This window comes from Methanomassiliicoccales archaeon (genome assembly GCA_038740345.1).
In the GTDB taxonomy this organism is placed as follows: Archaea; Thermoplasmatota; Thermoplasmata; order Methanomassiliicoccales; family UBA472; genus JAJRAN01.
This window is the reverse complement of record JAVYMA010000014.1, coordinates 1-12,539: the sequence shown is the minus strand read 5'-3', so window position 1 is coordinate 12,539 and position 12,539 is coordinate 1. Positions and strand designations below refer to the sequence as shown.

9 protein-coding genes and 1 CRISPR repeat array are annotated in these 12,539 nt (G+C 54.8%); of the genes, 5 read left to right on the top strand and 4 right to left on the bottom strand.

Annotated elements, in window-relative coordinates; all coding sequences use genetic code 11:
* Genes QW520_05860 through QW520_05850 form a run of 3 tightly spaced genes read right to left on the bottom strand, consistent with a single transcriptional unit; the run spans position 1 to position 3,027 of the window.
* The gene (locus QW520_05860) at positions 1-1,008 is read right to left on the bottom strand and encodes an ATP-binding cassette domain-containing protein (GenBank protein ID MEM0449330.1); all 1,008 of its coding nucleotides are present in this window, start codon (positions 1,006-1,008) and stop codon (positions 1-3) included.
* Between the two features lies 1 nt (position 1,009).
* Positions 1,010-1,543: a PadR family transcriptional regulator gene (locus QW520_05855; GenBank protein MEM0449329.1), complete on the bottom strand. Its 534-nt coding sequence runs from the start codon at positions 1,541-1,543 to the stop codon at positions 1,010-1,012.
* Positions 1,540-3,027 carry an MFS transporter gene (locus tag QW520_05850; protein MEM0449328.1) on the bottom strand — a complete coding sequence of 496 codons (1,488 nt, stop codon included), beginning with the start codon at positions 3,025-3,027 and terminating at the stop codon, positions 1,540-1,542. The genes QW520_05855 and QW520_05850 overlap by 4 nt, the downstream gene beginning before the upstream one ends.
* 233 nt (positions 3,028-3,260) lie before the next feature.
* On the opposite strand from QW520_05850, the gene QW520_05845 reads away from it, so the two are divergent.
* From QW520_05845 to QW520_05825, 5 genes are read left to right on the top strand one after another with little or no spacing between them, the layout of a single operon-like run.
* The gene (locus tag QW520_05845; GenBank protein ID MEM0449327.1) at positions 3,261-4,196 is read left to right on the top strand and encodes a hypothetical protein; all 936 of its coding nucleotides are present in this window, start codon (positions 3,261-3,263) and stop codon (positions 4,194-4,196) included.
* A gap of 12 nt (positions 4,197-4,208) precedes the next feature.
* Complete coding sequence (locus QW520_05840) at positions 4,209-4,979, top strand: biotin--[acetyl-CoA-carboxylase] ligase (GenBank protein MEM0449326.1); 771 nt, start codon at positions 4,209-4,211, stop codon at positions 4,977-4,979.
* A gap of 45 nt (positions 4,980-5,024) precedes the next feature.
* On the top strand, positions 5,025-6,593 hold the full coding sequence (locus QW520_05835) for an acyl-CoA carboxylase subunit beta (GenBank protein MEM0449325.1): 1,569 nt from the start codon (positions 5,025-5,027) through the stop codon (positions 6,591-6,593).
* Positions 6,594-6,604: 11 nt separating this feature from the next.
* Positions 6,605-8,095, top strand: a complete 1,491-nt coding sequence (locus QW520_05830; protein ID MEM0449324.1) for a pyruvate/oxaloacetate carboxyltransferase — start codon at positions 6,605-6,607, stop codon at positions 8,093-8,095.
* On the top strand, positions 8,041-8,598 hold the full coding sequence (locus QW520_05825; protein MEM0449323.1) for a biotin/lipoyl-containing protein: 558 nt from the start codon (positions 8,041-8,043) through the stop codon (positions 8,596-8,598). Before QW520_05830 ends, QW520_05825 begins: the two co-directional genes overlap by 55 nt.
* Positions 8,599-8,775: 177 nt before the next feature.
* On the opposite strand, the gene QW520_05820 is transcribed toward QW520_05825, so the two are convergent.
* Positions 8,776-9,693 (bottom strand): DUF1028 domain-containing protein, encoded by a 918-nt coding sequence (locus QW520_05820; GenBank protein MEM0449322.1) that lies wholly within the window; start codon positions 9,691-9,693, stop codon positions 8,776-8,778.
* 96 nt (positions 9,694-9,789) lie between these two features.
* Positions 9,790-12,524: a CRISPR direct-repeat array (repeat unit 36 nt; unit sequence GCTTCAATTGGGCCACGCCAGTTTAGGCGTGGATAG).
* Positions 12,525-12,539: the final 15 nt, after the last annotated feature.

The following is a 12,539-nucleotide window of genomic DNA, read 5'->3' as shown; positions in this document are numbered from 1 at the left end:
TCAATGCCTCCTCTGCGCCATGCGGCTGCGGGCCACCCTTTCCCCGATGCTGCTGCCCTGCGTTTGTTCTGCGTCTCTTAGCGAACGCCCCGTATACTCCAAGAAGACTTGATCCATATTCGGCCTTTGCAAGGAGACGGAGCTCACGTTGCCCCCTGCTTCAATGACCGCCTTAAGCACCGCGGCCATAGCTGTTTCACCCTTCAGGACCTTCACCCGGTATTCAGAACCTTCCTTCCTCACGTCCACCACGCCAGGGACGGACCTGATGGCAGGGGTCACATCCAACCCCCCGTCCACCGACATCTGGATCACGTCTCCTCCTAGAGAGCGCTTCAGCGTCTCGGGCGAATCCAGCGCCATGAGCCTCCCAAGGTCGATTATGCCGATGCGGTCACATAGGCTGTCCGCTTCCTCCAAGTAATGCGTGGTCATGAACACGGTCATATTATGCTCCGTCTTCAGCTTCCGGATGTGCTCCCACATGGTCGCTCTGGTCTGAATGTCCAGGCCTAAAGTTGGTTCGTCCAGGAAAAGCACCTTCGGCCGATGTATCAGGCCTTCCGCTAGCTCTAACCGCTTGCGCATCCCGCCGGAATAAGTCTTCACCAGGCGATCGGCTGCGTCCTCCAATTTAACCAGCCTAAGGAGCTCATCTATGCGGGCATGGGCTTCCTTCTTATCCACATTATAAAGATCTGCCTGGAGCATCATGTTCTCCCTGCCAGATAGATCATCGTCCACGGTGAGGTCCTGAGGCACCAAGCCGATCACCTGGCGCACCTTCTTCGCCTCCTTCACCACATCCATGCCGAGGACTTTCGCCGAGCCACTGGTGGGGCGTAGAAGAGTCACCAGGATGTTGATGGTCGTGCTCTTGCCCGCTCCGTTGGGACCGAGAAAGCCGAAGATCTCGCCTTCCTCTACATCGAAGGATATGCCGTCCACAGCTCGTATCTTACCATCGAACACCTTTACCAGGTCCCTGACCTCAATGATAGCAGTCATATTATCTCTCCTTCAGGCATCCTTCCAGCCTCGCGATCTCCTTGTCCATTTCTGCCACTCCTTGGGACAGCATGGCCCTCATCTTCTTCAGGTGCTTCAAGCGATCCGGGAGATCCATCTCCTCAGCCATGAGGTGAGCAAGGTGGGGTGGGAGGGTGCTTGGATCCAATGTTCGGCTTTCGCGGGGTGCGTTCTCGCCCGCCGCTTCACCTATCACCTGAAAATAGCGAGCCATGAAGAGCACATCGCTGGAGATGCTCGCCAGCCTATCCTTCAACCACTGCTCGCCCTCCGTTGACAGGGCGTAATAATCCTTGTCTTCCTTACGCTCCGAGCGCAGGAGCCCATGCTCCTCCAGCTTCTTCAGCGCCGGGTACACCGCTCCGCTCTGCGGCTCCCACAGGCCAGAGAATTCCTCTCGCAGGCGCTTCAGCACCTCATAGCCGTACATGGGCCCCTTGCGCAGTACCACCAGCATGAGGAATTGCGAAGGGCTGATGCGATTCCCCTTATACACGTGTCCCTTGCCAATCATGCCTCCGCTCCCACGGCCGGTGACTCTTCCTCAAAGCATGCTCCTTTCCCTGGACGCATCAGCGCACATATCATCGCACCGATGAAGGCGATGAGCCCCGCGACCATGAAGACCATGGTATAGCCTGTCTCCCCCGGCAATTGAATAGGGAATGGACTCCCAGGAGGGAAATAGTTGACCATGAAGGAGGCGGTGATGACCGACCCCAGAACTGGTCCTATCGACCCGCCCACCACCCGGAACAAGGTGTTCATGCCCGAGGCCACCCCGAACTGTCTCTTAGGGCAGGACATAGCCACCACGTTTATCAGCGATACCATGGCGAACCCTAGCCCTAGGCCTGCGATGAACACGTTAACCATGACCTGCCACAGCGCCTCGTGCCAAAAGGATATCAGGAACATTCCTAGCGTAAGGATGAGCAATCCCGAGATGAGCATTTTGTCTGCCCCTATCGATCTGGACCATTTGCCCGCCAAAGGAGCGAAGATGAGCTGCGCCAGGGCGCTGGGAAACATATAGACGCCGATCATGAAGGCATCCTGCACACCGAATCCTCCGATCTCCTTCGGCGACATGAGGAAGAAGGGCAAGGTCTGGAACAGGAGGAACATGGACATGCCGACGAAGAGGGCCGCAACATTGGCCCCGGCGATGCCTCTGACACGCATGAGATCTATCGAAACCAAAGGCATGCTCGCTTTCCTGGTCTCCCAAAACACGAAAGCCATTGTCAGGAATGCGGCAGTGGCGAATAGGCTTATTATCCTCGAATCCGTCCAGCCCCAGTCCTGTCCTTGTTGCAATGCCAATAGCAAGCTGAGGACCGCACCGCTGACAAGCATTGCGCCTATAAAATCGACACTTTCTTTCTCCTGCTGCCGTGCTACATCCTTGATGCGCCACCAGACCATGGCCGTTAGGACGATCATCAATGGAGCCACCACGTAGAAGGCATCCCTCCAGGAGAGCTGGGATACGATGAAACCGCCGCCTAGCAGACCTATGCTCACCCCCACGGAGAACATAGCACTGATCATGCCAATTGCAACTGGAATCAGACGTGTAGGGAAAGTATCCCTGATTATGCCGAAGGCCAGTACGAATACTCCCATCCCCAAACCCTGTATGGCCCTGAAGGTTATCAGGGACCCCATGGACCAAGAGAGGGCGCAGCCTATCAGGCCCACACAATATATGATCAGGGAGGCCATCATCACCTTCTTCTTACCATAGATATCACCTAGTCTGCCAAGAAGGAGCGTGGCCACTGCGCCGCTTAGGAGATAGGCGGAGAGCACCCACGATACCCAGGCTGCATCCTCTCTGAACTCCATGGCAATGTGGGGCAAGGCAGGAACCAGCATAATCTCTATGAACATCACCATCATGGCCATGGCTGCCAGTATGGCGAGTATTATGCCGTTCCCTTTCAAGCTCAGCCTCTCATCCCTCTTGAAGCCAGATTCACCTTCAGTCACCATGCTATCCTCCTATGTAGACCGATACTAAGTATAGCTCTACCTATGTCCGAGGGGCACACACACTCGCATATTTCAATCTTTTGAATCCACCGGTGGCTTCATTCTAATGAGTGAGAAACGAGATGCTATCCAACCATCCATTCCTCTATATGACGATGGAGATGGCTAGATCCGCACCATGGCCATGACAACGTTTATCAATCGAAAGCCCTTTGCGTTCCGCTGGTCAGAAGATGCAGCTGTATGATTTCGGTAGGATCGAGCGCTCCAAGGTGCGGATACCTGAGCGGATTGGTAGGCTGTTGGGGCTAGTGGATGGCAGTCAGGCCTTCAGCGCCTTGTTCCGTTATGAGCATAATGGCCATGTAAGCCATGAGATCGTGCTCTCCACCATCGGCCCCGAGGACTATAGGGAGATATGCAATGTGACCTTTTACCTCATCGATGTACCTGGGGCTTGCGCCCAAGTGGCCAAGTTCTTGGGTGAGCGTAACATCGACATCTTGAACTCGGTCTCCCTGAGCATGATATCAGAGGTGTGCATGGTTTGGAAGATGATGGTCGATCTATCCTATTATGGCGAGCCTGCGTCTTTGAAGGAGGAGTTCGAGGCCCTGAAAAGGCAGAGGTCCGCCTCCCTATCTAAAGTGGATTCCATGCTCATCGAGCATTCCCGGATCAACGACCGCTATACCAAAGGCGTGGTTCCCTCCGTCTCAACCATAAAGGTGAAGGCGGTTAAACGGGCGCAGAAGGGACCTGGACTTATCAGGAACATGGAGTTCGAGATACCGTCGGAGTACCTGGCAGTGATGGAGGGGGTCAGGGACGGCACGCCCGTGATAATGGTGGCGGACCAGGACTCCTGGGTATTGTCCATCAGCCCCCTAAAGGAAGGCCTGCGGATGGTGCAGATGGACTTCCTCATCCCGGACAGGCCAGGGGCCATTGGCGAGGTCATGGCCCTCCTGGCGGATCAGGATATCAATCTCATGTCGGTCAAGACCAAGGTGCTGATCTATTACGAGTCCATGTCCATGGCCGTGGTGGCGGACATCTCCAAGTATAAGGGCGATGGTTTGGATTCTCTGCGAAGCATCATCGAGGAGCACCTTTCCCATCTGAAAGGCAACTTCAAATTGACAAGCTTAAGGGCCGTGGAGCCTTGATGTGAGAAGGGCATGTCCTCCTGGAATCGAATTTTAAGATTTGACGAGGTGTCTTCCACCAACGATTTGGCCAAGGATATGGGGAAGAGGGGAGAGAGCGAAGGGCTGGTGGTCGTAGCTAAACGACAGACCTGTGGTCGGGGCCGTATGGGTCGGAGCTGGATCTCCCCACCTGGAGGCCTCTACGTCTCCTTCCTGCTCCGCCCTCCGGGATCGGCAGAGGATGCTCTACGTCTGACGGTGCACGCCTGCGTCCCAGTGGCCAAGGCCATACGGCAAGTGACTGGTCTGACGCCCAAGCTGAAATGGCCCAACGACGTTCTGATAGAGGGAAAGAAAGCCGCGGGCATCCTGGTCGAAGGTGTCTTCAAAGGGGGAAGTCTGGAGATGGTGGTGCTGGGAGTGGGCATCAATGTGAACACCGATGTCAGAGAGCTTCCTCCCGACGCCACATCCTTATCTCAGGAGAAGAATGGAGTCATCGATGAAGAGAGAATGCTCTCCACCTTGCTCCTAGAAATCGATTCATTCTACGAAAAGCTGAAGAAGGATGAGGTGGACGAGGATGAGTATAAGGCCATGTCCTGCGTCCTGGGACGTCAAATCGAGGCCGTAGTGGGAAGAGAGACTTTCAGGGGCAAGGCGTTGTATCTCCAGCGAGATGGAGCGCTCATCATGAAGAGCGACGAGGGGTTGGTGCTTAGGCTCGCTCATGTCAACGAAACTAGCATTAAAGTTACGAAAGAAGAAGAAAACGATTCAAAATCTTTAAGAAAGAATTAATAATGATTCGAAGATTCCTCACGGAAACGGCGGAGAGATGTGTCCATGGGCGCTGAGGACGAGAACAAGGAGCGAAAGGACATCAAGGAACTTAGGGAGCTCAGGCGCAAGTCTAAGATAGGAGGGGGAGGCGAGCGCATCGAGCGGCAGCATAAGCAAGGCAAGATGACCGCGCGAGAGCGCATCGAGGCTATACTCGACCCAGGTAGCTTCGTGGAACTCGACCCTTTCGTCACCCATCAATGCCACGATTTCGGCATGGAGCGCAACCGCATCCATGGCGACGGCGTGGTGACTGGATATGGGACAATTGAGGGGCGTCAGGTGTACATCTTCGCTCAGGACTTCACCGTCTTCGCCGGGTCAGTGGGCAAGATGCATGCCATGAAGATCTGCAAGGTCATGGACCTCGCTATGAAGAATGGACGCCCCATAATCGGCATCTTCGATTCAGGAGGAGCGCGCATCCAGGAGGGCGTGGACGCTCTGGCCGGCTATGCCGAGATCATTTTCCGCAACGCTCTTGCCTCGGGCGTGGTGCCCCAGATCTCACTCATAATGGGCCCCTGCGCTTCCACTGCCGTCTTCTCGCCAGGTATCATGGATTTCAATTTCATGGTCAAGGGCACAGGCCAGATGTTCATGGTGGGACCTGAGGTAATCAAGTTGGTGCAGAACGTGGAGACGGACTATGAGGAATTGGGAGGCGCCCTGGTCCATTCCCTAAAGAGCGGCTGCGCGCATTTCTCCTGCAAGGATGAGGGAGAGTGCATACGCAAACTGCGCCGCCTTTTATCCTTCCTGCCCTCGAATAATCTCGAATCCCCGCCAATATCGCAGCCTAAGGACTCGCCCGATCGGGCGGAGGAATGGCTGAACCAGGCCGTGCCCTTGGACCTCATGAAGCCCCTTGACGTCATGTCGGTCATAAAGAAGATAGTGGACGATGGCGACTTCCTCGAAGTGCAGGAGGAATACGCTCGCAATATCATAATTGGATTCGCCCGCCTAGATGGGATGCCGGTAGGGATCGTGGCCAATCACCCCTCCTTCCTGGCGGGGACGCTGGATATCGCCTCATCCACCAAGGCCGCCAGGTTCGTGCGCTTCTGCGACGCTTTCAATCTTCCTATCATCACCCTGGTGGATGCGCCAGGATATTTGCCTTCCGTGGAGGAGGAGGCGGGAGGCATAGTGCGCCATGCCGCCAAGCTCATGTACGCGTACTGCGAGGCCACGGTGCCCAAGATCACTCTCATCCTGCGCAAGGCCATAGGGCCAGCCTATTGCGTCATGGCCTCCAAGCACATCCGCGCTGATATCACTCTGGCCTGGCCAGGGGCAGAGATAGCAGTCATGTCGCCTGAGGCCGCCATCGATATCGTCTATAAGAAGGAACTGATTTTGGCCGAGGACCCGCAGACCAAGAGGGAGGAGCTCGCGGCCGAATATCGTCGTTCCCACGCCAATCCCTTCGTCGCCGCGGCCAAGGGATATGTGGACGATGTGATAGAGCCGAGAGAGACGAGGATTAAGCTCATCCAGGCCCTTAGGGCCTTGGAAAGGAAGCGCGAGACCAGGCCGCCGCGCAAGCACGGAAATATGCCGCTCTGAGGTGCTGGAAAATGGTGAAGATAACGGATACGATGCTGAGGGATGCGCACCAATCTCTCCTCGCCACGAGGATGCGCACCGAGGATATGCTGCCCATAGCGCCAGTGATAGACGAGATAGGCTATTGGAGCGTGGAGATGTGGGGAGGGGCCACCTTCGACTCCTGCCTGCGCTTCCTCAAGGAGGATCCTTGGGAACGGATATCGAAGCTGCGCAAGGCCATGCCCAATACCCATTTCCAGATGCTGCTGCGGGGACAGAACGTGGTGGGCTATCGCCATTACTCCGACGACATAGTAGAGAAGTTCGTGCAGAAGGCGCATGCTCGGGGCATCGATGTCTTCCGCATATTCGACGCCCTGAACGACGTGCGCAATATGGAGACAGCCATGAGGGCCGCGAAATCAGTGGGGGCGGTAGTGGAGGCGAGCATTTGCTATACCATAAGCCCAGTTCATACCATTCAAGGATTCGTGGAGATGGGGAAAAAGCTAGAGGAGATGGGGGCCGACACCATCTGCATCAAGGACATGGCGGGGCTGATTTCGCCACACGCCGCTTTCGAATTGGTGAAGGGGCTGAAGGAGGAAACCTCCCTTCCTATCCACCTGCATTCACACATGACCTCGGGAATGGCTTTGACCTCTTATCTGAAGGCAATAGAGGCAGGCGTGGACATAGTGGACACGGCCATATCCTCCCTGTCCATGGGCACGTCACAGCCTCCCACGGAATCACTGGTGGCCATGCTTAAGGGTACGGAGTATGACACTGGTCTGGACCTGCTCAAGCTGGCGGAGATAGCAGAGCACTTCGCCCAGGTGCGCAAGAAATACAAGGACTACGAGAGCTGCGGCCCGGCCATCGATACTGACGTGCTCATATTCCAGATACCGGGGGGCATGATGTCCAATTTCGCCAACCAGCTGCGCGAGGCCAAGCAGGAGCACAAGCTGCATGAGGTGCTGGAAGAGGTGCCAAGGGTGCGCGCCGACCTGGGGTATGTGCCATTGGTAACACCAACCTCCCAGATCGTTGGCACCCAGGCCACCTTGAATGTGATCACGGGCCAGAGATACAAGACCTGCACCAATGAGACCAAGAACCTGGTCAGGGGGATGTACGGCAGGACGCCTGCCCCCATCCCTGCCGAGGTGCGGAAGAAGATCATCGGCGATGAGAAGCCGATTACCGTCAGACCGGCGGACCTCCTCCCACCAGAGTTCGAGAAGCTGGCGGCCGAGGTGAAGGATTATGCCCGCAGTGAGGAGGATGTGCTCTCCTACGCCCTCTTCCCCCAAGTGGCGCTGGAGTTCTTCAAGGAGAGAGAGATGAGAGAGAAGGGCGTGGACCCTAGGCAGCTGGCAGCTATCGCCGCCTTGTTCGTAGCTCAGGCGGAGAGACGGAGCAAAGTGAAAAGGAACGTGGCTCAGGCAGAGGCAGACCTGTGGCGCCTAGCGGCCAGAAGAGAGGCCGTGAGCGGCGGGGGCTGGACATGGTGAAGATAAGGATACATCTCAACGGTCAAGTGCATGAGGCCCTGGTGGAGAAGAATGGGGGAGACTACAGAGTGACCTTAGGGGACAATATTCTGGTCTGCACCCCTAAGGATGGGGGTGTGGTGGTGAACAAGGAATTCCTTGCCCTCAATTTCGAAGGGTCGCTGGAGGAGGGAGCTGAGATCGATCTGGATGGAAGGAAGGTGATGGTCAAGGTGGAGCCGATCATCGAGATCGAGAGGGGCGAGTCCTACTCTGAGGAGGAGACGGGGCCGAGCGAGCGCAAGGATGAGACTGGCAGCATTGTGGCTCCCATGCCAGGCAAGATCGTCTCCATCAAGGTCAAGCCTGGTGATAAGGTCAACACCAATCAGCTCCTGCTGATATTGGAGGCCATGAAGATGGAGAATGAGATATTGGCCACGGAAGCAGGGACGGTGAAAGAGATCAAAGTCAAGCCAGGGGAGATGGTGGAGGGGGGAAAGACGCTGATGGTCATCGAGTGATCGTTTCTGCCGCCTCCATTTGCGAAACTTCCCCTTATTATCCAGCATATCGTAGGCATAAATCGATTGGGCTTGGGCGCGTACACCAACTACCCTGGCTAATTGGATCCTCGCTTCTAAAATTCAGGTAAGGTGACCTCGCTGCAGAGTATAGGGCTATGTACATTCTGCAATGAATCAAAGATCGAAGAGCCTCTCCACCTGATCCTCTTCCAAACGGAGCATCCCTACTGAGATTATCCTCATGGCCAATTCCTTCCAGTTCTCATCTCTTTCGAATATTTTCTTGAATAGGGGCAGAGCGTCCTGGAAATGACCGTTGTTGGTCAGGCCTACAGCATGCCAGAACTTCATCTCCAGATTGCGGGGGAACATCCTCTCCGCCAAGGAATAATGCTTCAGGGCGGCAGACATGTCCTCGGTCTCCAACGCCTTGTCCCCCATGTTCATGTGCTGATACGCCCTGTGAATCCGCAGGAGGCGCTTGAGCTCCACTATCGGCTCTTTGTGATCGTCAACGCGTATATCCACTACTCGATCCTCCCATGGACGACCGGTAGGACGCGCTCTGACCACCAACATGGCCGCGGATTGCCTGCCGCGTATATCCCCTCCTGCTTCTTCAGCCGCCTCCAAGGCCGCCATCATCCTTTCGGCCAAAGACCCTTTCCATTGCAAGAAGCGCTTCTCCATGGCAGGCCAGACCTCATCGCTCAACATCATGTTAGCTTGGACGGAGAATCCTTGACCCTCGATATGCCCTGCCTTGGGAATGCATTTCTTGCCTGTGAATGCCGCCACATTCCCCTTGGAATCAACCATGGCGACCTGACGCACGGAGCTGTATTGATCGCGGTCCAAGAGGGTGCGCAACGCCTCTGGAGCACCGGCTCCATCACGCATCAAACCTAGGCCATTGGGGCCGTAGGAAGGATCTGTCAGGGCTTGTGTAGCGACGGCTCCCACTCCTGCCTCGGCCCACGTGACGATGGTGCCCACGGCGAACCAATGTGATTGCACTGCCACACCCATTTCTCCAGTTTCTGAATCTCTAGCTACAATGGAATAAGTATGAAGTGGAATTCGATTCGACATCAGAGAGTGATTCTTATATCAAGATATAAGTATCAAGTTTCTAAAACCCCTCGGCCATCTTGTAATATTATCAAATATTTTAATAATAAAAAATATATTTTATCATGGCCACGCCAGTTTAGGCGTGGATAGCGTGATGGAGCTTGGTCCGAACGGCCAGCGCTATGGTTATGCTTCAATTGGGCCACGCCAGTTTAGGCGTGGATAGGGCCTTGGGAGGTCACCATGATATGCCCGTCCTGAGAGCTTCAATTGGGCCACGCCAGTTTAGGCGTGGATAGGCCGTCTGCGGTCCTTGATTGGCCCCGTCGTTAGCCTCGCTTCAATTGGGCCACGCCAGTTTAGGCGTGGATAGATAAATACGGACTTGAGAGGGCTTGAACACATAGCCCTGCTTCAATTGGGCCACGCCAGTTTAGGCGTGGATAGCTTATATCTTCACCGAGGGCAGGTTTTTATTTCAGGAGCTTCAATTGGGCCACGCCAGTTTAGGCGTGGATAGCAAGTGGAGTCTTTCAATGTCGGAGACTCCCAAAGGCTTCAATTGGGCCACGCCAGTTTAGGCGTGGATAGCTGCGGACCACTGACGGTCCCACCAGTTTCCACATGACAGCTTCAATTGGGCCACGCCAGTTTAGGCGTGGATAGATAGGGGGCGCATTCGTAGGCAGTTACGTTATGTGGCTTCAATTGGGCCACGCCAGTTTAGGCGTGGATAGGCACCCGTTCCAATGTCCTCAGCTTGCTCCTGTTGCGGCTTCAATTGGGCCACGCCAGTTTAGGCGTGGATAGCCGTCCCTGCACTCCAGCTCTATCTGGTCGTTAGATCGCTTCAATTGGGCCACGCCAGTTTAGGCGTGGATAGTACGATTGTAGAGAGAGCCACGGGCGTTTTGGACAAGCTTCAATTGGGCCACGCCAGTTTAGGCGTGGATAGGCTTTTTCTCCCTCACCCCCTCACCTCCTTGATGTAGGCTTCAATTGGGCCACGCCAGTTTAGGCGTGGATAGATTATTTAGGGGCATATGTCCTGACGGGGAGAAAGTGCTTCAATTGGGCCACGCCAGTTTAGGCGTGGATAGCTCCTAATCACCTCATCAAGCATTGTCTCACACCCTCGCTTCAATTGGGCCACGCCAGTTTAGGCGTGGATAGGAAAATAAAATAGTTGCTGAGGTATATTCTCAGAAAAGCTTCAATTGGGCCACGCCAGTTTAGGCGTGGATAGAGTGCATGATTATCACAGGCGAGGTGCCCCCGCCTGCGCTTCAATTGGGCCACGCCAGTTTAGGCGTGGATAGGGTGTATATAGGCATTGCCTGTGTAGGCAGGTGAGGAGCTTCAATTGGGCCACGCCAGTTTAGGCGTGGATAGTAACATGTAGCACGATAAAAACAAAAGAAGAAAGTTAAGCTTCAATTGGGCCACGCCAGTTTAGGCGTGGATAGACATCGAAGACGGCAGAATCTACTCCGAAGTCTATAGTGGCTTCAATTGGGCCACGCCAGTTTAGGCGTGGATAGCTCCCTAAGGTACGCTTCATCAATCCTGCAACTCGGGCTTCAATTGGGCCACGCCAGTTTAGGCGTGGATAGCAGCCTTTTCTTTCGCTGCACCAATATATCTCAATATTGCTTCAATTGGGCCACGCCAGTTTAGGCGTGGATAGTCATGCTACATGTTATCATGTAGCATGAAATAAATAGCTTCAATTGGGCCACGCCAGTTTAGGCGTGGATAGGCGTACCTTAGGGAGTATGCTTCCTCGATTCTCGAAGCTTCAATTGGGCCACGCCAGTTTAGGCGTGGATAGGTAGTCTGTGTGTACATTGAAGACGGCAGAATCTGCTCTGCTTCAATTGGGCCACGCCAGTTTAGGCGTGGATAGCTGATTAGGATGAGAGAGAGTATAATAAACGCTCTCTCAGCTTCAATTGGGCCACGCCAGTTTAGGCGTGGATAGGATAAACGACTTCCCTTGCTATTACTATGACAGATTGCTTCAATTGGGCCACGCCAGTTTAGGCGTGGATAGGCTTTTTTATCTTTTTCGATTCGATCAGTTCTTCTAGCTTCAATTGGGCCACGCCAGTTTAGGCGTGGATAGCAGGCTGAGATGAGAATGAAGGAGGTAGAGCTCCTGCTTCAATTGGGCCACGCCAGTTTAGGCGTGGATAGGGCCAATACCTGCCTTTCAGCGGCTGGCACGCGACAGGCTTCAATTGGGCCACGCCAGTTTAGGCGTGGATAGTACGGCGATTGCCTCAGCATCGGCCATATTCCGGGGACGCTTCAATTGGGCCACGCCAGTTTAGGCGTGGATAGAGATTCCTGCTGCTTCAATTGCGCCACGATGCGTTGGCTTCAATTGGGCCACGCCAGTTTAGGCGTGGATAGGACGAGGGACAAGAGGCAGGGAAAGAGGCAGCCGAAGCTTCAATTGGGCCACGCCAGTTTAGGCGTGGATAGACAAGATGATACGCCTGCATTGGACGAGCGGCACGGCGCTTCAATTGGGCCACGCCAGTTTAGGCGTGGATAGAGATGGCTCGGCAGATGAGGAGGCATAGTGTGAGATAGCTTCAATTGGGCCACGCCAGTTTAGGCGTGGATAGAAGGCAGGCCAGTATGGATACGGAACGCCACGCCCGGGCTTCAATTGGGCCACGCCAGTTTAGGCGTGGATAGGCCGCTGGTGCCACACCCGCGATAGCAGTGGTCATGCTTCAATTGGGCCACGCCAGTTTAGGCGTGGATAGAGTCAATTCGTGAGACCGGAGGGCGAAATATGGCAAGCTTCAATTGGGCCACGCCAGTTTAGGCGTGGATAGGCCTCGTCCTGTGTG

Bases quoted from the DNA above. Each gene is read 5' to 3' on its own strand.
- QW520_05830 (MEM0449324.1), top strand. From the start codon at position 6,605: ATGGTGAAGATAACGGATACGATGCTGAGGGATGCGCACCAATCTCTC.
- QW520_05820 (MEM0449322.1), bottom strand. From the start codon at position 9,693: ATGTCGAATCGAATTCCACTTCATACTTATTCCATTGTAGCTAGAGAT.
- QW520_05855 (MEM0449329.1), bottom strand. From the start codon at position 1,543: ATGATTGGCAAGGGACACGTGTATAAGGGGAATCGCATCAGCCCTTCG.
- QW520_05860 (MEM0449330.1), bottom strand. From the start codon at position 1,008: ATGACTGCTATCATTGAGGTCAGGGACCTGGTAAAGGTGTTCGATGGT.
- QW520_05835 (MEM0449325.1), top strand. From the start codon at position 5,025: ATGGGCGCTGAGGACGAGAACAAGGAGCGAAAGGACATCAAGGAACTT.
- QW520_05840 (MEM0449326.1), top strand. From the start codon at position 4,209: ATGTCCTCCTGGAATCGAATTTTAAGATTTGACGAGGTGTCTTCCACC.
- QW520_05850 (MEM0449328.1), bottom strand. From the start codon at position 3,027: ATGGTGACTGAAGGTGAATCTGGCTTCAAGAGGGATGAGAGGCTGAGC.
- QW520_05845 (MEM0449327.1), top strand. From the start codon at position 3,261: ATGCAGCTGTATGATTTCGGTAGGATCGAGCGCTCCAAGGTGCGGATA.